Genomic DNA, 20,041 nt, shown 5'->3' on the forward strand with positions numbered 1-20,041 from the left:
GAGGATGGCCTCATGAGCAAGCAGGCAGTGACGTATTGCCCGGACGTGCGGGAGCGGGCAGTTGGGATGGTGCTGGAGCATCGAGGCGAGCACAGTTCGCCGTGGGCGGCGCTCGCGTCGATTGCCGGGAAGATCGGGTGCACGGCCGAGACGTTTTCAGTCGCGAAGGCCTCTAGCTGTAAAGCGCGTCGCGACTGAAGTCGCTCCCACGAGTGACATCACTTGGATCGAAAGTGCTCTAGAGTGCGGTCCCGGGCAGCGCCGGCCCGGGACGCGGCGGGCGCGGTCTGCCGCTCCCGCCGGGCCACGCCGTGCGCTCGCCCTTGCCCGGGCCTGCACGCCGCGGGCGCTACCCTATGCGCCCCACCGGGACCTTGCTGCGGCACCGGGCGCCGTGCGCCGTGGCGGGCAGGTCCTGGCCGATTTCCCCTCCACTGGAGTTGTTGCGATGAAGTACCTGCACGCCATGATCCGCGTCCACGATCTGCAGAAGACCAGCAAGTTCTTCACCGAGGGCCTGGGCCTGAGCGAGACCCGGCGCATCGAGAACGAGGCCGGCAAGTTCACCCTGGTGTACTTCGGCGCGCCGGCCAATCCGGACGCGGAAGTCGAGCTGACCTACAACTGGGGCTCGGACGAAGACTACGGCAGCGCGCGCAACTTCGGTCACCTGGCGTTCGAGGTCGACGACATCTATGCCATCTGCGCGCACCTGCAGGCGCAGGGCATCGTCATCAACCGCCCGCCGCGCGATGGGCGCATGGCCTTCGTGCGCAGTCCGGACCTGATCTCGATCGAGCTGCTGCAGAAGGGTGCCGCGCTGGCCCCGGCCGAGCCGTGGGCATCGATGCCGAACACCGGCGTGTGGTGAGCCGGCGCCGCCGTGGGCAGGATGCGCCGCGCGCGGCGGCCGCACTGCCGCCGGTGCGGCGACGCCGGCCGTGGTTCCCGTGCGGCTGAGCGGGATCGCGGCGCGCATCGCCATCGCGCCGTCGTTCTCCGCGCGCGATCTGCTCACCGCCGCGCCGTTCGCCTGGGCGTTGCTGGCGCGCCTGTACGAGGCGGCGGGACCGCACCCGCGCAGCCGCGTCGCCGCGGTCTTACTGATCGCGTTGGTGGGCGCGCAGTTGTGGCTGCGGCCGGCCGCTGCACGTAACCAGGCCCGGCGCGCCTGGGCGCCGGTCGTGCAGCGCCTGCCCGGCTGCCGCGACGTCGGTTGCCGGTGGTGCTGCCGCACGCGTTCGGCCCGGCGCGCGCGCCGTACCGCACGCTGGCCGAACAGGATTTCTTCGGTCGCTACCTGCGCGGCCACCGCCTGTGCGCGGACACCGCGGACGAATTGGCCGCGCGTCGGCCGGCGGCTGGGCTCGGCGCGCGGCTGGTGGTGCGGGCGCAGGCGGCTGCCGGCGGCGGCGTCGCGCTGCTGGCCTGGGGCGTGCACGACCTCGACCAGGCCACGGTGCTGCAACTGGCGCAAGACCTGGCGCGGCTGCCGGGCATGGCCCCGACCGCGTCGTGGTACCGCCGCTGCTGCGCTGGCGCCGCCGCGGCCTGGGCTGGCGCCAGGTCGCCGACGGGTTCGTGTTCCTGGCCGCACCGCCGCGCCGCGCCCGGGCGCCGGCCGACCTGGGGGGTGCCCGCCGCCATGGCGTGGTTGCCGGCGCTGGGCGCGCGCCGGGTGGTGAACTCGCCGCGCCGCCGCCGCCGGCCGCATGCGGCACGTCGCCCCGGCGGCCTTATAATGGGGCGCTTTCCCGCAGGATTTCCTCTCGATGACCGCTTCCTGCACCGCGGATCTCATTGCCCTGGGCCGGCACTACTACCTGCCGATCTACCGCCCGCGCCAACTGGTGCTGGAGCGCGGCCAGGGCGCCAAGGTGTGGGACAACGAAGGCCGCGACTACATCGACCTGTCCGCCGGCATCGCCGTGTGCGGACTCGGCCACAACGATCCGGACCTGACCGCCGCGCTGCTCGAGCAGGCCGGCAAGCTGTGGCACACCAGCAACGTGTTCTACAGCGAGCCGCCGTTGCGGCTGGCCGAGGAACTGGTCGCCGCCTCGCGCTTCGCGCGCAAGGTGTTCCTGTGCAACTCCGGCAGCGAGGCCAACGAGGCGGCGATCAAGCTGGTGCGCAAGTGGGCCGCCAGCCAGGGCCGCGCGCCGGACCGGCGGGTCATCGTCACCTTCCGCGGCAGCTTCCACGGCCGCACCCTGGCCGCGGTCACCGCCACCGCGCAGCCGAAGTACCAGGAAGGCTACGAGCCGCTGCCCGGCGGCTTCCGCTACGTGGATTTCAACGACATCGTGCAACTGGAGACGGCGATGGCCGCCGGCGACGTGGCCGCGGTGATGCTCGAGCCGGTGCAGGGCGAGGGCGGGGTGATGCCGGCCGCGCCGGGCTTCCTGGCGCAGGTGCGCGTGCTGTGCGACCACCACGGCGCGCTGCTGCTGCTGGACGAGATCCAGTGCGGCATGGGCCGCACCGGCACCCTGTTCGCGCACTGGCAGGACGGCGTCACCCCGGACATCGTGACCCTGGCCAAGGCGCTTGGCGGCGGCTTCCCGATCGGCGCGCTGCTGGCCGGGCCGAAGGTCGCCGAGACCATGCAGTTCGGCGCGCACGGCAGTACCTTCGGCGGCAATCCGCTGGCCGCGGCGGTGGCGCGGGTGGCGCTGCGCAAGCTGGCCTCGGCGCCGATCGCGGCGAACGTGTCGCGGCAGGCGGCGGCGCTGCGGCAGGGACTGGCCGCGCTCAACGAGGAATTCAAGCTGTTTTCGCAGGTGCGCGGGCGGGGCTTGATGCTGGGCGCGGTGCTGAACCAGGCGCATGCGGGGCAGGCCGGGGCGATTCTCGATCACGCTGCCGCGCAGGGGTTGTTGACGTTGCAGGCTGGGCCGGATGTGTTGCGGTTCGTGCCTTCTTTGAATATCACGGATCAGGAGTTGGCGGAGGGGTTGAAGCGGTTGCGCGTGGCGCTGCGGGAGTATGTCGGCAAGCGTTGAACTGCTTTACCGGTAGGGTCAGTTCGCAATAGCCAAAGTCCAAAGCTTTCGCGCTTTGCGCGAGTCACTTTTCTTTGCTTGTGCAAAGAAAAGTAACCAAAAGAAGCGCTTTACAACAGCCGAAGGCTAGTCAAGCACACCCCAGACGCGCGCCCTCCGCTGCGCTCCGGGTGCGCGAGGTGGACGGGAATTTTCCGATGGCACATCCATGTGCCAGCGGAAAACGCCACGCATCCTGCGTGGCGCCCCTGCGGGGTTGTACCCGTCCACCTCGCCGCGCTCTATGGGGACCCCGAAGAGCAACGTCAAAATCCTGAGCAACAGCAACAGCAACAGCAACAGCAACAGCAACAGCAACAGCAACAGCAACCGCAACCGCAACCGCAACCGCAACCGCAACCGCAACCGCTATAGCCAATGGCCGTGGGCACCGCCGTGGCAGCTCAGCTGCGGCGGATCTGTTGGCGTATGCGAGGTGCTTATGCCAGGCCGTGCCGTGCCAGGGCGCGGCGCAGGGCGCGGGTGCCGCTGGCGGTTTCTGCGGGCATGCCGATGGCGCGGGCGCCGCGGACGTTGACGAACAGGTCGTCGATGAACAGGGCGTGCCGCGGAGCGACGCCGAAATGGTCGAGCGCGCGCCGGTAGACCTCGGCTTGCGGCTTGCGTCCGCCGAGTGCGCCGCTGCACAGCACGCGTCCGTGCAGCAGCGGGAACAGCGCCGGCACGATCTGCGCGATCGCCTGCGCCATCAGCGCGCCGTTGTTGGTCAGCACGCCGATCTCGACGCTGCCGGCCAGCGCCAGCACGCGGTCGACCACGCCGGGATCGCCGCGGCTGCCGGCCACGCGCGCGGCGATCCAGTCGGCTTCGCTCACCGGCGCGCCCAGGCCCGCGCCGAGCCGGTGCAGATAGTCGGCGGTGGCGAGGTCGCCACCGTCGTAGGCCGTTTCCAGTCCGGAGGCGAACAGCACCTGCCGCACCCGCGCCGGGTCGCAGCCGCACTGGGCGGCCAGGTGCGCGATGCGCGCCGTGCGCGAGTAGGCCGCCAGCACGCCGTCGAAGTCGAGCAGCAGCAGCCAGGGGCGCGTATGGGTCAGCGCGGCCACGGCGCCTGGCGCAGGCAGGAAAGGTAGGGCTGGAACATGGGGCGGGTCCGAAGCAGCGGCGACCGAGAGTAATCCAGTACCCGCGGCAGCGAACGCCGCTACCCGCGCCGCGATGCCGGTCATCCCCCACCCACCCGCCCGCGGCGCACCTACCCGCCGGATCCGATCGCCCGGCGCTGCGCGCTGGCTATGGTCCCTGCACGCCGCGATCGCGGCGCCGCCGGTCGGGGACCGGTGCGCATCCACGCCACATCCACGTCATCTCGGGGGTCTTGGACATGAGCAAGCGTTTGCAATCCGATCGTCTGGCGCAATCGGTGTGCACGGCACTGTGCACTGCGCGTCACGGCCACGCGCTGGCCACGCTGACGCTGCTGTTGGCCGGCGCGCCGGCGCTGCCGGCGCTGGCGGAGGAGCCGGCCGGCGAGGCCAAGACACTGGACGCGATCACCGTCATCTCCACCGGCACGCGCAAGGCCAACATGGCGGTGACCGACAGCCCGGCGCCGATCCAACTGGTGAGCGCGGAGATGCTCAAGCAGTCGGCCGCGCCGGACCTGATCAACGCCATCGCCAACCAGGTGCCGTCCTACAACGCCAACCAGACCGGCAACGACATGGCGAGCCAGACCCTGACCGCCAGCCTGCGCAATCTCTCGCCCAACCACACCCTGGTGCTGGTCAACGGCAAGCGCCGCCACATCACCTCCAACGTCAACACCACCACCGGCGCGGCCTCGGCCGACCTGTCGTTCATTCCGGCAGCCGCGATCGATCACGTCGAAGTGCTGACCGACGGCGCCGCGGCGCTGTACGGTTCGGACGCGATCGCCGGCGTCATCAACATCATCCTCAAGAAGAACCACGAGGGCGGCGAGGTGGACGCCGGCTATGCGGGCTACAAGGACGGCGGTGGCGGCACCGATGCGTGGGGTGCCAACATCGGTTTCGGCAGCGACGCAGCGTATTTCAGCCTCAGCGCCGAGGTCGAGAACCGCAAGACCGTGTACCGGCTCGGTTCGTACAGCTACGCCGACTGCGTGGCCAACTATGCCGACTGTTCGGCGGTCAATCCGAGCATGGCCGAGTTCCTGGCCGACGACGTGGAGGGCATGACCCTCAACGGGCGCTTCCCCAACGTCAACGCCTGGCTCAATCCGCCGGAAGTGCATCGCAAGGCGCTGTTCTTCAACTCCGGCGCGGTGCTGAGCGACACCCTGGAGTTCTACGCCTTCGGCAGCTACGGCAAGAAGACCGCGCAGTCGGAGGAGAACTACCGCCGTCCCAGCCAGGACGGCGGCTACGTCGATCCGGTGAGCGGCGAAGTCAGCCACAAGTATCCGCTGGGCTTCAATCCGTCCGAGGCCTCCGACGAGGTCGACTACGAGTTGACCGCCGGGCTGAAGGGCGTACTGGCCGATTGGTCCTGGGATTTCTCCAGCAGCTACGGTAAGAACGAGATGGACGTGTACACGCTGAACTCGATGAATTTCAGCCTGTGGCAGGACTACGGCTCTTCGCCCGAGGATTTCTACGACGGCTCGTTCTGGGCCAGCCAGTGGACCACCAACCTCAACGCCACGCACGACTTCGACGTCGGCCTGTCGCAGCCGCTGACCTTCAACGCCGGCATCGAATACCGCCGCGACCAGTACGGCATCGATCCGGGCGATCCGGCCTCGTACTACGGCGCCGGCGCGTCCTCCTTCCCCGGCTACAACCCGCTGTTCAACACCGGTTCCTACAGCCGCCACAGCTACGCCGCCTACGCCGACGTGGTGTTCAACCCGACCGAGAAGTGGCTGCTCGACGTGGCCGGGCGCTACGAGAACTACAGCGACTTCGGCAGCAAGGTGGTCGGCAAGCTGACCACCCGCTTCGACCTCACCGACAGCTTCGCGGTGCGCGGCACCGCCAGCACCGGCTTCCGCGCGCCGACCCTGCAGGAAGGCTACTACTCGGCGGTGCAGGTCGGCCCGACCAGCGCCACCCCGACCCTGCAGCCCAACAGCGCGGCCGCCGCGGCGCTGGGCTTCGGCAGCCTGAAGCCGGAGACCAGCACCAACTACAGCCTCGGCTTCGTGTTCCGGCCGATGCAGAACTTCGACAGCACGCTCGACTTCTACCGCATCACCATCTCCGACCGCATCGGCGTGGGCACCTTCGAGTATTCCAAGGCCGGCCAGCCGGGCGACACCAATGGCGACGGCACGCCCGATGCCGCCTACAACGCCGCGCTGGGCCAGGCGCTGGTCGACTTCGGCTACCTCGGCGGCATCGATCCAGCCGCGCCGGGCGGCTCGCTCGACGCCACCGCGCGGCAGAACATCTCGGTGGCGATCTTCAACAACGCGCTCAAGACCCGTAGCAGCGGCGTGGACTGGGTGACCAACTACATCACCGAGTTCGACTGGGGCTCGATCGACTGGATGCTGGCGGCCAACTACAACAAGACCGAGGTGCTCAGCGCCAAGCCGGCGCCGGAGGTGCTCGGCGGCGCCACCATGTACAGCGCGGCGACGCTGATCAACCTGGAGAACAACGCGCCCAAGTACCGGGTCAACCTGGGCGCCACCTTCAACGTCGGCAAGTTCAGCCTGCGCGTGACCGAGGCGGTATACGGGCCGCAGTACCAGCTGGTGGCGCCCTACGACGAGTGGAATGGCGACATCTTCCCCGACAGCGTGCTGAGCCAGCTCGACGTGGTCGACGTCAACGGCGCGCCGTACTACAAGCAGAAGATCGGCACGATGGCGCTGACCAATGTCGAACTGACGTTCCGGCCCACCGAACAGCTGACCGTCAGCGTCGGCGGCGACAACGTGTTCAACACCTATCCCGACAAGATCCCGTCGGCGGCATACGACTATCTCGAGAAGAACTACCTCAGCTACTACAACTCGCCGTACCTGACCGGCAGCCCGATCGGCTATTTCGGCGCGCGCTACTACGCCAAGCTGACTTACCGCTTCTGAGCGGCGCGGCGCCCGCTCGAGTCCCTCTCCCCCCGGGAGAGGGGTTGGGGTGAGGGTGCGTCCGCCGGCGGAGCGTCCGCTCGCGCAGTACAGCGCCATCCGCCGTCCTACCCGCTCCATCGCGACCTACCCGCCGCACCCGGCCCGCGCCGCCGGTACGGCGGCTAAGGTCGATCTGCCATCCGCGAGGCGATGTCGACGATGCAAGCAGCACCCAGGGAAGCCATGACCCGCCGCCAATTGCTCGCCAGGATCGGCCTGGCCGGCGGCGGCGCGATGATGTACCAGGCGATGCACAGCCTGGGCCTGGCGGCCGAATCGCGCTTCGCCGGCGTGCCGCGGCTGGACGGCGACGCCAAGGGCGCCTCGGTGCTGGTGCTCGGCGCCGGCCTGGCCGGGCTGACCGCGGCCTACGAACTGCGCAAGGCCGGCTACCGCGTGCAGGTGCTCGAGTACAACGCGCGTCCCGGCGGCCGCAACTGGACGCTGCGCGGCGGCGACCGCTACACCGAACTGGGCGGCTTCGAGCAGCAGTGCGGGTTCGACGCGGGCATGTACCTCAATCCCGGGCCGTGGCGCATCCCGCACCACCACAAGGCGGTGCTGTCCTACTGCAAGCAGTTCGGGGTGGCGCTGGAACCGTTCGTGCAGGTCAACTTCAATGCGCTGCTGCACAGCCGCGACGGCTTCGGCGGCAAGCCGCAACGCTTTCGCGACATCGACGCCGACTACAAGGGGCACGTGGCCGAACTGCTGGCCAAGAGCACCCGGCAGGGCGCGCTGGATGCGCAGGTGCAGCGCGAGGACCAGGAGATCCTGCTCGAGTCGCTGCGCAACTGGGGCGCGCTGGACAAGGACTTCGGCTACGTCAAGGGCCGCGAGAGCAGCGAACGCCGCGGCTTCGCCAAATATCCCGGCGGCGGCCTGTCCGGCAAGCCGCAGTTCTCCGAACCGTTCAGCGCCCAGGATATCCTGCGCTCGCGGCTGTGGACCACGCTGGCGGCCGGCGACAACTACGAGATGCAGACCGCGATGTTCCAGCCGGTCGGCGGCATGGACCAGATCGGCAAGGCGTTCGCGCGCGCGGTCGGCGATGCGATCCGCTACGACGCCCGGGTCACCCGCATCGACCAGGACGCGCGCGGGGTCCGCGTCGCCTACCAGGACCGCGCCGGCGCCGCGCAGCTGGCCACCGCCGACTGGTGCGTGTGCACGATCCCGCTGTCGATCCTCAGCCGCATCCCGCTCGCGGTGGGCGAGAAGATGGCCGCCGCGATCGGCCAGGTGCCCTACGCGGCCTCGGTGAAGGTCGGGCTGCAGTTCAAGCGCCGTTTCTGGGAAGAGGACGAGGCGATCTACGGCGGCATCAGCTACACCGACCTGCCGATCACCCTGATCGGCTATCCGAGCACCGGCTTCCAGAGCGCCGGCAAGGGCGTGCTGCTCGGCGCCTACGTGTGGGGGCTGGAGGCGTTCGAGTTCACCTCGATGACGCCGCAGCAACGCGTGGCCAAGGCGGTGGAGTACGGCACCCAGCTGCATCCGCAATATCCGCGCGAATTCGACAACGGCATCGCCGTGGGCTGGCACCGGGTGCCGTTCACCCACGGCTGCTTCGGCGTGTGGAGCGACGCCGCGCGCGCCGAGCACTACGAGAACCTGTGCCGGATCGACGGCCGCATCGCGCTCGCCGGTGAGCACGCCTCGTACATCCCGGCCTGGCAGGAAGGAGCCATCACTTCGGCGCTGGACGCGATCGAGCGCCTGCATCGCCGCGTCGTCAACGGAGCCCGCGCATGAAGCTGGATCGTCACTGGATGCTCGCCGCGGCGGTCGCCGCCGCCGTGCTCGCGCTGATGCTGCCGCCGGCGATCGGCCCGGCCGCGGCGCAGAGTTCCGATGCCACCCCGCTGTATCCGCAGGCCACGTTCGCCACCGCTTCCGGCGCCACCGTGTACGCGGCGATCTGCCAGGGCTGCCACATGCCCGGCGGGCAGGGCGCGCGCGGCGGCGGCGAGTATCCGCCGCTGGCCGGCAACCCCAAGGTGGCCGCGGCGCCGTACGTGGCGATGATGGTGCTCGACGGCCGCGGCGGCATGCCCGGCTTCGGCGCCATGCTCAACGACCAGCAGGTCGCCGAGGTGGTGCACTACGTGCGCAGCCAGTTCGGCAACGACTATCCCGGCAGGCTCAGCGCCGACGAGGTGCGCACGCTGCGGCATTGAGCCGCGACGTTCTTCATTCCCTTTTCGATCGCCAGGAGTTCCGCATGCGCCATTGCTTCGTTTCCCGCTCGTTCCGTGCCGGCCTGTGCGCCGCGCTGTGGCTGCCCGCCCTGGCCGGCGCCGCCGAGATCGTGCGCCACAAGATTCCCAACAGCGACTTCCCGATTTCCGCGGCGGTGGAGATCCCGGCCGGCAAGACCACGGTCTATCTCAGCGGCGCGGTGCCGCGGCCGATCGACCCGGACGCGCCGAAGGATTCGCCCGCCGTCTACGGCGACACCAAGGCGCAGACCGTCAGCGTGCTGGCGCAGATCAAGGCACAGCTGGAAGGCATGGGCCTGGGCATGCGCGACGTGGTCAAGATGCAGGCGTTCCTGGTCGGCGACCCGGCATTGGGCGGGAAGATGGATTTCGCCGGGTTCATGGACGGCTACCGGCAGTTCTTCGGCACGCCCGAGCAACCCAACCTGCCGTCGCGCTCGGCGTTCCAGATCGCTGCACTGGGCAATCCGCTGTATCGCATCGAGATCGAAGTGGTCGCGGTGCGTCCGTAGCTTCTTTCCCACGTTTCCCAAGGAGTCCGTCATGCAGCAACCGTCGCGTTCGCGCCGCACCTTCCTCAAGGAGTCGGCGCTGGTCGCCGCGGCCGGCCTCGGCACGCCATGGCTGGCGCAGGCCGCGTCCGGCGCGGCGCAGGCGGCCAGCGCCGACCTGGCGCCGGTGTTGATCAACGCCAACGAATATCCCGGCGGCCCGTCGCCGGCCGCGCAGCGCGCGATCGCCGCGATCGCGTCCAGCGGCGGCCGCTACCTGGGCGAACTGCAGCTGGAATTGCTGCAGACCCTCGCCGCCCAGCTCGGCGTGGGTATCGATCACCTGATGGCCTACGCCGGTTCCACCGAGCCGCTGGACTACACCATGCTGGCGTTCACTTCGCCCAGCGCGTCGCTGGTCACCGCCGATCCCACCTTCGAGTCCGGCTGGCGCGCCGCCGCGCGCAACGGCGCCAAGGTGATCAAGATCCCGCTGCGCAAGGACGACGCGCACGACGTGCAGGCGATGTGCGCCGCCGACGCCAACGCCGGGGTGCTCTACATCTGCAACCCGAACAATCCCACCGGCTCGGTGGCCGCGCGCAAGGACCTGGACTACGCGCTGGCGCACAAGCCCAAGGGCAGCGTGCTGGTGGTCGACGAGGCGTACCTGCATTTCTCCGACAGCGCCGGCAGCATGGTCGATCGCGTCGCCGCCGGCGACGACGTGATCGTGCTGCGCACTTTCTCCAAGCTCTACGGCATGGCCGGCATCCGCCTGGGTTATGCGGTGGCGCGGCCGGAGCTGCTGGCCAAGCTGAAGTTCTACAGCGTCAACAGCCTGCCGGTGACCGCGGTCGCCGCCGGCCTGGCCAGCCTGCGCGACCCGGCGCTGGTGCCGCAGCGGCGCGCGCTCAACAGCGCCATCCGCAACGACGTGGTGCGCTGGCTCGCCGCGCAGGGACATGCGTGCACCGCCTCGGAAAGCAATTGCTTCATGGTCGACGTGCAGCGCCCGGCCAAGGAATTCATGGACGCGATGGCGACCTATGGCGTGTTCGTCGGCCGCAGCTGGGCGCTGTGGCCGAACCGTTCGCGCATCACCGTCGGCACCGCGGCGGAGATGGCGCGGTTCAAGCACGCGTTCGCGCAGGTGGCGGCCGGCAAGCGCGGGCCGCTGCCGGTACCGCCGCCGCCGCTGGCGCTGCACGATCCGCTGCATGGATTCTTCCGCAACGCCTAGCGCGGCGTGCTGCGTTCGATGCTGCAGTGCACGAGCGTTCGTCGTTGACAAACATTTGCGCAAAGGCAGACAGTCGTGGGACGCCGCTGCGCGCGCAGCGCATGCCGGCGCGTGGCGCGACCCTGGGCCGTTCCCACTGCCAAGGAGTCCGTCTTGAAAGCGAAGTCGCTGTTTCCCCTGCTGGTCCTCGCCGCGCTCGCGTTCGCGCCGTCGGCCTGGGCCAAGACCTGTGCGGTGACCATCACCGGCACCGACCAGATGTCCTTCGACCAGACCCAGATCAAGGTCGCCGCCGACTGCACCGAAGTGGCGCTGACCCTCAAGCACAGCGGCAAGCTCACCGCCGCGGTGATGGGCCACAACTGGGTGCTGACCAAGACCCCGGACTTCCAGGCGGTGGCCAATGCCGGCACCAGTTCCAGCCTGGCCGACAACTACCTGCCCAAGAGCGACGCGCGGATCATCGCGCACACCAAGGTGATCGGCGCCGGGCAGTCGGATACGGTCAAGTTCTCCACCGCCAAGTTGAGCAAGGGCGGCGACTACACGTTCTTCTGCTCGTTCCCGGGGCACTGGGCGATGATGAAGGGCAAGTTCGTGTTCGGTTGAGTCGCGCCGCGCCATCGGTTGCGACTAGCGATTCCGCTGCGGATTCTTCCGAACATGATGGCGCCGCGTCGGCCTGCTCCGACTTGCCGGCTGCGTTCGTCGCGGCTGAAGCCGCTCCTACAGGGGCGATCCGCCTACTGGCCGGTTCCGCGCCGACTCCACCTGTAGGAGCGACTTCAGTCGCGACAGGCTTTCTCGGTCACGCCTGTCGCGACTGAAGTCGCTCCCACAAAATAGCGACGACGTTCGCGATTGCGATGCTGTCGCACTCAATCCAATGCCGCATCCGGTGGCGGCGCGCGCTGCAGCAGCCCGCGCTGCAGCGCGCTGGCCAGCGCCGCCTCGCGGGTGCCGGCTTCGAGCTTGCGGTACAGGTTCTTCAGGTGGAACTTGACCGTATTCTCCGACAGCGCCAGGCGCCGCGCGATCTGCTTGTTCGCGTCGCCCTGCGCCAGCAGCGCCAGCACTTCCAGCTCGCGTTCGCTGAACAGGTCGGCGCCGCTGTCCTGGTGGTGGCGCAGCTTGTCGAGCAGCGCCTGGATGGTCATCGCCAGCGTGGTGTTCGGCGCCGCCTGCGGATCCTGCTGGCGCGCCATGCGCAGCAGCGCCTTGCCCGGCACCCCCAGTTCCAGTAGGCATTGCCAGGCCTGGGTACTGGCCACGTGCTGCAGCGCATGGCGCAGATACGGCAGCGCGGCGGCGGATTCGCCGCGGTCGTGCAGCACCAGCGCGATGCGCGCGCGCACCCGTGCCAGGTGCACCTGGTTGTCGGCGGCCATGCAGGCCGCTTCCACGCCTTGCAGCACCGCCAGCGCGGCGCGGGTGCGTCCGCCCAGGCGATGCCAGCGCGCCAGGGCGAAGCCGAGCGCGGCGAGGAAGCGCCAATCCTGCGGCTGGCCCAGCGCGTGCGCGAACCGCGCCTCGCCGCCGGTGCGCGCGACCAGCACGTCGATCGCCGGCGAGGGCGGCTGGTCGAGCAGCACGTGCAGCCGCCAGGCCAGCGCCAGGTCGGCGAGCCGGCCCAGATGCCGCGCATGCGCGATGCGGTCGATATGGTCGAGCAGGTCCAGCGCGGCGCGGCCGCTGCGGTCGTGCTGCCGCGCCAGCACCAGCGCGGTCTCGTAGCCGGCGGCATACACGTCCAGCCAGCCGTCGTGCTGTTCGAGGAAGCCCAGCGCCGGCTGCAGGCAATCGGCGGCCTCGTCGTAGCGGCCGTGCTCGCATTGCAGCTGCGCCAGCAGGCATTGGCCCACCGCCTGCAAGGTGGGATCGAGCTGCTGCTGGCGCTGGGCCATGGCCAGCGCCTGCCGGCAGGTGGCTTCGGCCCGTTCCAGCTGGCCGCGGTAGTAGTGGCTCTGCGCCAGGTGGATCAGCGCATAGCTGGCGCCGACCTCGCTGCCGCTGGCCTGCATCGCGCTGCCGGCCAGTCGCGCATAGCGCTCGGCGCCGGCGAAATCGGCGCGGCCCAGCGCGGTGGTGGCGCAGATGCACCACAGCGTGCCGCGGCCCAGGCTGTCGTTCTCGTCCAGCGCCGCCGCCTGCGCGGCGATCTGCGCCAGTCCGCGCGGGTTGGCGCAGACCTGGTCGAGCAGGTCGCGCAGCAACGCGACGACCACCGTGTAGTCGCGCTCGAACGGCGCCCGCACGTGTTCGGGGAAATCGCGGAAGCGTTCCAGCAGGGTCTGCGCGTGCGCGAACTCGCCCAGCTTCATGTGCAGGTAGGCCTGGGTCAGGTTCAACGCCGGCCGTTCGCCGATGCTGCTGCGCGGGAAGCGGCGCAGCAGCGCACGGATCGGCGCGGTGCCGTGGCGCAGCAGCAACTGCCAGGTGCCGGCGCGGGCGATGCAGTCGGCGGCGCTGTCGATCGCGCCGCCGCGCACCGCGTGCCGCACCGCTTCGGGCAATTGCCCGTGCGCGTCGAACCAGTGCGCGGCGCGCCGGTGCAGCTGCGGCGCCAGCCCGGGCGTGTCGCGCTCCAGCTGCTGATGCAGGTAGTCGGCGAACAGCGGATGGAAGCGGAACCATTCGTGCTCGCCGTCCAGCGCCACCAGCAGGCCCTGGAAGTGCGCCAGCCGTTCCAGCAGGCGGCCGCTGTCGTCGCGCTCGCGCACCGCGTCGGCGAGCGCGGCGTTGAACCGTTCCAGCGGCGAGAGCTGCAGCAGCAACGCGCGCAACGCCGGATCCAGGTCGTTGAGCACCTGTTCGGCCAGATACGCCGCCAGCTCGGCGGTGCGCCCGGAAAAACGGCCCAGGTCGTCGCGGCGGCGTTCGTCGCCGCCCAGCCACAGCCCGGCCAGCTGCAGCGCCACCGCCCAACCCTCGGTCTGCCGGCGCAACTGGCGCGCCATCGCCGCCGGCACCTGCGGTCCCAGCAGCGCCAGCGTCTCGGCTTCGTCCAGCGCCAGTTCGCGCGCGCCGATGCGTTCCAGCTGGCCCTGCAACGCCCAGCGCGCCAGCGGCAGCGCCGGTGCGCGCCGCGTCGCCAGCAGCAGGTGCAACTGGCCGCCGGCATGTTCGACCAGCCGCGTCACCACCTCGTCGAGCGCGCTGGCGTGGCCGCGTTCGTCGTCGTCGAGGATCATCAGCAGGCGCTTCGGCGCGGCGCGGATCGCGCGGATCAGGCCGGGCAGGGTGGACGCCACCTCCAGGTCCTGGCCATGCTGCTGCAGCGCGGCCTGCAATGGCGCGCCGAGTTCGATCCCGGCGCCGCGCGCGGCCAGCGCCAGGTAGGCGAGGAAGCGCCCGGGATCGGCGTCGTCCTCGTCCAGCGACAGCCACGCCACCGCGGCGTCGCCGCGCTCGCGCAGGCGCTGGTGCCACTGCCCGAGCAAGGTGGTCTTGCCGAAACCCGGCGGCGCCAGCAACAGCGTCAGCGGCAGGTCGGCGGCGCGGTCCAGGTGCTGCAGCAAGGCCTCGCGCGCCACCGCGGCCACGCGCCAGCGCGGCGGCGCCAGTTTGTCGGCCAGCACCCAGTCGGGCACGGCAGGGCTGTCGTGCACGGACGGCAGGGAACGCGGATTCAACAGCGTGACAGGCTTGAGCATGTCGCCATGAGTGTCTGCAGCGGTCGCCCTCGCGCCCTCTGGCGGCTCGGGTGACGGGACGGAAGCGACGCATGCCGGCTCGCCGCGCAGATCGCGGAAAGCCGTGTGCCGCGCCGATTCCACGGGCCCCCGCCTGGATGCCGTCCGTTGGCCTTGAACGTTTAACTTATGACACGGCCGCGACAAAAGCAAAGTCGCGACCGGGTGCTCAGTTTGTGTTCAGCTGGTGGCGACCACGGCGAACGCCTCGCGCGCCGCGGCCAGGGTGGCCTCCAGCACGCCGTCGTCGTGGGCGCTGGACAGGAAGCCGGCCTCGTACGCCGACGGCGCCAGGAACACGCCGCGCTCCAGCATGGCGTGGAAGAAGCGGTTGAACGCGGCGGTGTCGCAGGCGGTGGCCTGGGCGTAGGTCTCCACCTTTTCGGTGGTGAAGAACAGCCCGAACATCGCCCCGACCTGGTTGGTGGTGACCGCCACGCCGGCGGCGGCGGCGGCCTGCTCCAGCCCGGCGCACAGCGCGGCGGTGGCCGCGTCCAGGCGCTGGTGGAAGCCCGGCGCCTGCACCAGCTCCAGCATCGCCAGGCCGGCGGCCATCGCCACCGGGTTGCCGCTGAGCGTGCCGGCCTGGTAGATCGGCCCGGACGGGGCGATCTGCCGCATCAGGTCGGCGCGGCCGCCATAGGCGCCGACCGGCATGCCGCCGCCGATGATCTTGCCGAACGTGGTCAGGTCCGGGACCACGCCGTAGTGCGCCTGCGCGCCGCCCAGGGCCACGCGGAAGCCGGTCATCACCTCGTCGAAGATCAGCAGCGCGCCGTGCCGCGTGCACAGATCGCGCAGGTGCTGCAGGTAGCCTGCGCGCGGCGGGATGCAGTTGGCGTTGCCGACCACCGGCTCGATGATGACCGCGGCGATCTCGCCGCCGATCCGGTCGAACAGCGCGGTGGCGCCGTCGGCATCGTTGTAGCTCAGCGTGGCGGTGAGTTCGCTCAGCCCCGCCGGCACGCCCGGCGAGGTGGGCACGCCCAGGGTCAGCATGCCGCTGCCGGCCTTGACCAGGAACGAGTCGCCGTGGCCGTGGTAGCAGCCTTCGAACTTGACGATGCGGCTGCGCCCGGTGGCGCCGCGCGCCAGGCGCACCGCCGACAGCGTGGCCTCGGTCCCGGAGTTGACCATGCGCACCCTCTCGCACGAGGGCACCAGCCGGGTGATGGTCTGCGCCATCGTCACTTCGGCCGGGCACGGCGCGCCGAACGACAAGCCGTCGCCGATCGCGCGCTGCACCGCCTCGCGCACCGCCGGGTGGTTGTGCCCGGCGATCATCGGACCCCACGAGCCGACGTAGTCGATGTAGCGGTTGCCGTCCACGTCGTACAGGTACGGGCCGTCGGCGCGCTGCACGAAGAACGGTTCGCCGCCCACCGACTTGAAGGCGCGGACCGGCGAGTTGACGCCGCCCGGGATCAGCGACTGCGCCTGGCTGAAGAGGGCGTGGGAGCGGGCGTGGTTCATGAGCGGGCGAATCCTTGGGCGAGGCTGGCCGGGCCGGTCGGCCGGGGCGCGGAGCGATGCCGCCCATTGTCGCGGCTGCCGCCTGCATGCGCCATGTCGCCTGCCATGGGGAGCAGCGCACCTACCCGCCAGCCGGGCACCTACCCGTCGCGGCCGGCTTCGCCGTGTGATCGGCTGCTTACTATCGGAGCGTCCAAGGGGGCGCATGACCTGACAGCCAAGGGTGATGGGGCATGCAACGGGCGCATTTCCACAGTGTTCGAGGGGATGGCCACCGATGGGGGCTCGCCACTGGTGTTGTGTCTGCATTTTTCGTTGGGTTGCCAACAAACAGCTTTTCATCTTCGGGGAGAGAGCATGAATCGTACGCTCCGCAAGAGCGCCCTGGCGCTCGCGCTGGCGCTTGCCGCCGGCACTGGGTATGCGCAGTCCACCACCGGCAGCATCGTCGGCAGCGTGCCGCCGGGCGCGGGCGAGCGCAGCGTGCTGATCACCAACACTAGCGGCTTCAGCCGCGAGGTCAAGGTGGACGAACGCGGCCGCTACGCGCAGGGCAACCTGCCGCTGGGCACCTACACGGTCACGCTCAAGCGCGACGGCCAGGTGGTGGAGACGCGCGAGAACATCACCCTGGTGGTCGGCGCCGGCACCGAGGTCGGCTTCGGCGGCCCGGCGCAGACGCTGGATGCGGTCAACGTGGTGGCCGGCAACGTGGCCCGGATCGACGTCGCCAGCGTCGACAGCCGCACCGTGGTCACCGCCGAGCAACTGGCGGTGCTGCCGCTGGGCCGCAGCGCCGAGGCCATCGCCCTGCTGGCGCCGGGCGTGGTCGCCAACAGCGGCGGCTACGACAACGGCGCGCTCGGCGGTTCGCTGGCCAGCTTCGGCGGCTCGGCGGCGAGCGAGAACGCATACTACCTCAACGGCTTCAACACCACCGATCCGGCCAGCAGCCTGGGCGGGCTGACCCTGCCGTACGGCGCCATCGACCAGCAGGAAATCTTCACCGGCGGCTATGGCGCGCAGTACGGCCGTTCCAACGGCGGGGTGATCAGCCAGGTCGGCAAGCGCGGCAGCAACGCATGGCACGTCGGCGCGGCGGTGATCTGGCAGCCGGACAGCCTCAGCGCCAGGCAGCGCGATCTGTATTTCCGCAAGGACAGCATGTACTGGGACCCGGGCAATGCCAAGTACAGCGCCGGCAACTACATGCCGCTGAGCGAAACCAGCGCCGACCAGACCACCTACAGCGCCTATGTCGGGGGCCCGCTGGTGCAGGACCGGCTGTTCTTCTTCCTGGCCCTGGAGCAGGTCGACTCCAGTGGCACCCGCGTCGCCGATGCGCGCGTCACCTCCGGCGGCATCTCCGGGGCGCCGTGGACGCGCTACGACTACAAGCAGACCCGCGCCTACGCCAAGATCGACTGGCAGATCGGCGACAACCACCTGCTGGAATTCACCGGCGCGCAGGACAAGGCGCGCACCAACGGCAACCTCTACGGCTACGACTACGTCGACCGCGAGGTCGGCGGCTATGTCGGGCGGGAAGCCAAGAACACGTTCGGTCCAGCCCTGTTGCTTGGCAAGTACACCGGCTACTTCGGCGACAACGTCACCTTGACCGCGCTGTACGGCAAGGAGAGCCTGCCCAACAAGCTCACCGCGATCGGCTACGACGCCGGCAATGGCCCTTACCTCGTCGGCGTCGCCAACCAGAATCCGGCCTATACCGGCGGCACGCCGATCGCCAATGCGCAACGCGTGGTCTCGATCACCGACCCGGATCGCGAATACAAGAAGGACAACCTGCGGCTCAACCTCAACTGGCGGCTCGGTACGCACAGCCTCGACGTCGGCATCGACAACCAGAAGAGCGAGGCGCTCAACATCGGCACCTACAGCTCCGGCCCCGGCTATGGTTGGACCTATGGATACACGACCGATCCGTATGGCCTCAAGAGCGGCGGCCGGGTCAGCACCTCGGTGGCCGAGGACGGCAGCCTCGGCGTGCCCAGCCCGGGCCTGGCCGATCCCACCTACGGCAGCACCGGCTACTACGTCACCCGCGACATCGCCACCAACCTGTATTCCTACGACGCCAGGCAGACCGCGTACTACCTCGAAGACCACTGGCAGGCCACCGACAGGCTGATGCTCTCGCTCGGCGTGCGCAACGACAGCTTCACCAACGACACCCCGTTCGGCCAGGCCTACATCGAACTGAAGAACCAGTGGGCGCCGCGGCTGGGCTTCAGCTGGGACGTCAACGGCGATTCCAGCCTGAAGGTGTACGGCAACATCGGCCGCTACTACCTCGGCCTGCCGCTGTCGCCGGCCGGGCTGTTCACCCCGGCGGTGTCCACCAGCACCTACTACACCTATAGCGGCATCAACGCCGACGGCACGCCGATCCTGGCCACCCAACTGGCGCCGCCGGTCTCGGCCAACTCGCGCTTCGGCCGGCTCGCCGACGTGCGCACCGCGGTGGCCGAGGACATCAAGGGCGAGAACCAGGACGAGCTCATCCTCGGCTTCACCAAGCTGCTGCCCAACGACTGGATGCTCGGCGTGCGCGGCACCCATCGCCGGCTCAACGACGGCATCGACGACACCAACCTCGACAACTCCAACGCTGGCCTGGTGGCCGCGGCGCAGGCGGCGGGCGTGGACATCGACTGGACCAGGAACGCCAGCGCGGCGCTGGTCAATCCGGGCACGACCAACACCTACCGGGTGATCGGCACCGACGGCCAGATCCACGCCCTGACCGTGACTCGCGCGCAGGGCGGCTACCCGGAATTCCAGCGCCGCTACTCGGCGCTGGAATTCAGCCTGGAGCGCCCGTTCGACGGCCGCTGGTACACCAGGATGAGCTATGTGTGGTCGCACAGCTACGGCACCACCGAAGGCCAGTTGCGTTCGGACCTGTGGCGCACCGGCGGCGCGCTGGGCAGCTACCAGGGCCAGGCGGCGACCTCGACCACGCAGAGCTGGGACCATGCGGCGCTGATGGAGCACTTCAACGGCAACCAGTCCAACGACCGCCGCCACCAGCTCAAGGCGTACGGCGTCTACCAGCTGACCGAAGAATGGGGCACCTCCGCGAATGTGAGCCTGATCTCCGGCGCGCCGCGGCCGTGTCTTGGCTACTACTACGGCACCAACTACGACGCCGGCGATCGCGACCCCGTCGGCTACGCCAATGCCAGCATCACCGGCGGTACGTACCACTTCTGCTACAACCCGGACACCGGCACCGGCGAGCCGTCGCCACCGGGCTCGCACGGCACCCTGGGCTGGGTGGCGCAGCTCGACCTGGGCCTGACCTACACGCCGAAGTTCGCCGACGGCAAGCTGGCGTTGCGCCTGGACGTGTTCAACGTCACCAACCGGCAGACCGCGATCAACATCTATCCGTTCTCCGAGTTGAATCCAGGTCAGGTCAATCCGCTGTGGAATCAGGCGGTGGCCTACCAGGCGCCGCGCTCGGCGCGGGTGACGCTCGGCTACGATTTCTGAACGCGGCGCGGCGGCGCTGTCCGCCGTCGCCGCGACATCCATTCCCGGGCAGGTCGTTGGGTCCGTCCCGCCAGCGGCAAGGTCCTGTAACAGGATCTCCGGGCGGCCATCGCGCGCAGGAGCCAAGCCGGCGCGCCGGCGGGTTGCGCCGGCATCGCCCGCCGCGCGTCACACCGCCACCGGCAGCGGCGCCGCCGGCAACGGATGAGGGACGAGCGCCCCGGCACCGCCGGGTTCTGCCCGTGCCGTTGCTGCGCCTTGCACTTTCGA

12 protein-coding genes and 1 pseudogene are annotated in these 20,041 nt (G+C 69.8%); 10 read left to right on the plus strand and 3 right to left on the minus strand.

Features of this window, described 5'->3' with window-relative positions; all coding sequences use genetic code 11:
- Positions 1 to 12 precede the first annotated feature (12 nt).
- From G4Q83_RS01560 to G4Q83_RS01570, 3 genes and pseudogenes are all read left to right on the plus strand, one after another.
- Positions 13 to 153: pseudogene (locus G4Q83_RS01560) on the plus strand (IS3 family transposase); the annotation flags it as partial.
- Between the two features lie 295 nt (positions 154 to 448).
- A complete protein-coding gene (locus G4Q83_RS01565) occupies positions 449 to 871 on the plus strand; it encodes a VOC family protein (RefSeq protein WP_128421380.1) in 423 nt (140 codons plus the stop codon).
- A gap of 901 nt (positions 872 to 1,772) precedes the next feature.
- Positions 1,773 to 3,005, plus strand: a complete 1,233-nt coding sequence (locus tag G4Q83_RS01570; protein ID WP_128421381.1) for an acetylornithine transaminase — start codon at positions 1,773 to 1,775, stop codon at positions 3,003 to 3,005.
- A gap of 479 nt (positions 3,006 to 3,484) precedes the next feature.
- Here the strand turns inward: G4Q83_RS01570 and G4Q83_RS01575 are convergent, their stop codons facing one another.
- A complete protein-coding gene (locus G4Q83_RS01575; protein ID WP_128421384.1) occupies positions 3,485 to 4,102 on the minus strand; it encodes an HAD-IA family hydrolase in 618 nt (205 codons plus the stop codon).
- Positions 4,103 to 4,389: 287 nt separating this feature from the next.
- Here G4Q83_RS01575 and G4Q83_RS01580 point away from each other — a divergent pair, with 287 nt between their 5' ends.
- The 6 genes from G4Q83_RS01580 to azu all read left to right on the plus strand — a co-directional run bounded on the left by G4Q83_RS01580 (position 4,390) and on the right by azu (position 11,696).
- Positions 4,390 to 7,086 (plus strand): TonB-dependent receptor plug domain-containing protein, encoded by a 2,697-nt coding sequence (locus tag G4Q83_RS01580; protein ID WP_246432238.1) that lies wholly within the window; start codon positions 4,390 to 4,392, stop codon positions 7,084 to 7,086.
- A 225-nt stretch (positions 7,087 to 7,311) separates the two neighbouring features.
- Complete coding sequence (locus G4Q83_RS01585) at positions 7,312 to 8,886, plus strand: NAD(P)/FAD-dependent oxidoreductase (protein ID WP_128421061.1); 1,575 nt, start codon at positions 7,312 to 7,314, stop codon at positions 8,884 to 8,886.
- Positions 8,883 to 9,311, plus strand: a complete 429-nt coding sequence (locus G4Q83_RS01590; protein WP_128421060.1) for a c-type cytochrome — start codon at positions 8,883 to 8,885, stop codon at positions 9,309 to 9,311. Before G4Q83_RS01585 ends, G4Q83_RS01590 begins: the two co-directional genes overlap by 4 nt.
- Before the next feature lie 44 nt (positions 9,312 to 9,355).
- Positions 9,356 to 9,865 (plus strand): RidA family protein, encoded by a 510-nt coding sequence (locus G4Q83_RS01595; RefSeq protein ID WP_128421059.1) that lies wholly within the window; start codon positions 9,356 to 9,358, stop codon positions 9,863 to 9,865.
- A gap of 31 nt (positions 9,866 to 9,896) precedes the next feature.
- Positions 9,897 to 11,087 (plus strand): pyridoxal phosphate-dependent aminotransferase, encoded by a 1,191-nt coding sequence (locus G4Q83_RS01600; RefSeq protein ID WP_128421058.1) that lies wholly within the window; start codon positions 9,897 to 9,899, stop codon positions 11,085 to 11,087.
- 258 nt (positions 11,088 to 11,345) lie between these two features.
- A complete protein-coding gene (gene azu / locus G4Q83_RS01605; protein ID WP_246432356.1) occupies positions 11,346 to 11,696 on the plus strand; it encodes an azurin in 351 nt (116 codons plus the stop codon).
- A 269-nt stretch (positions 11,697 to 11,965) separates the two neighbouring features.
- Here azu and G4Q83_RS01610 read toward each other — a convergent pair whose 3' ends face one another.
- Together G4Q83_RS01610 and hemL are read right to left on the minus strand one after the other, a co-directional pair.
- A complete protein-coding gene (locus G4Q83_RS01610; protein ID WP_128421057.1) occupies positions 11,966 to 14,740 on the minus strand; it encodes a winged helix-turn-helix domain-containing protein in 2,775 nt (924 codons plus the stop codon).
- 219 nt (positions 14,741 to 14,959) lie between these two features.
- Positions 14,960 to 16,252, minus strand: a complete 1,293-nt coding sequence (gene hemL, locus G4Q83_RS01615; protein ID WP_128421056.1) for a glutamate-1-semialdehyde 2,1-aminomutase — start codon at positions 16,250 to 16,252, stop codon at positions 14,960 to 14,962.
- Between the two features lie 357 nt (positions 16,253 to 16,609).
- On the opposite strand from hemL, the gene G4Q83_RS01620 reads away from it, so the two are divergent.
- Positions 16,610 to 19,771, plus strand: a complete 3,162-nt coding sequence (locus tag G4Q83_RS01620; protein ID WP_128421055.1) for a TonB-dependent receptor — start codon at positions 16,610 to 16,612, stop codon at positions 19,769 to 19,771.
- The last annotated feature ends 270 nt before the right edge of the window (positions 19,772 to 20,041 follow it).

This window comes from Xanthomonas theicola (assembly GCF_014236795.1).
GTDB classification, from domain to species: domain Bacteria; phylum Pseudomonadota; class Gammaproteobacteria; order Xanthomonadales; family Xanthomonadaceae; genus Xanthomonas_A; species Xanthomonas_A theicola.

Excerpts from the sequence above, each read along its gene's own strand:
- G4Q83_RS01565 (WP_128421380.1), top strand. The coding sequence starts at position 449 with ATGAAGTACCTGCACGCCATGATCCGCGTCCACGATCTGCAGAAGACC.
- G4Q83_RS01570 (WP_128421381.1), top strand. The coding sequence starts at position 1,773 with ATGACCGCTTCCTGCACCGCGGATCTCATTGCCCTGGGCCGGCACTAC.
- G4Q83_RS01580 (WP_246432238.1), top strand. The coding sequence starts at position 4,390 with ATGAGCAAGCGTTTGCAATCCGATCGTCTGGCGCAATCGGTGTGCACG.
- G4Q83_RS01585 (WP_128421061.1), top strand. The coding sequence starts at position 7,312 with ATGACCCGCCGCCAATTGCTCGCCAGGATCGGCCTGGCCGGCGGCGGC.
- G4Q83_RS01590 (WP_128421060.1), top strand. The coding sequence starts at position 8,883 with ATGAAGCTGGATCGTCACTGGATGCTCGCCGCGGCGGTCGCCGCCGCC.
- G4Q83_RS01595 (WP_128421059.1), top strand. The coding sequence starts at position 9,356 with ATGCGCCATTGCTTCGTTTCCCGCTCGTTCCGTGCCGGCCTGTGCGCC.
- G4Q83_RS01600 (WP_128421058.1), top strand. The coding sequence starts at position 9,897 with ATGCAGCAACCGTCGCGTTCGCGCCGCACCTTCCTCAAGGAGTCGGCG.
- azu (WP_246432356.1), top strand. The coding sequence starts at position 11,346 with ATGTCCTTCGACCAGACCCAGATCAAGGTCGCCGCCGACTGCACCGAA.
- G4Q83_RS01610 (WP_128421057.1), bottom strand. The coding sequence starts at position 14,740 with ATGCTCAAGCCTGTCACGCTGTTGAATCCGCGTTCCCTGCCGTCCGTG.
- hemL (WP_128421056.1), bottom strand. The coding sequence starts at position 16,252 with ATGAACCACGCCCGCTCCCACGCCCTCTTCAGCCAGGCGCAGTCGCTG.
- G4Q83_RS01620 (WP_128421055.1), top strand. The coding sequence starts at position 16,610 with ATGAATCGTACGCTCCGCAAGAGCGCCCTGGCGCTCGCGCTGGCGCTT.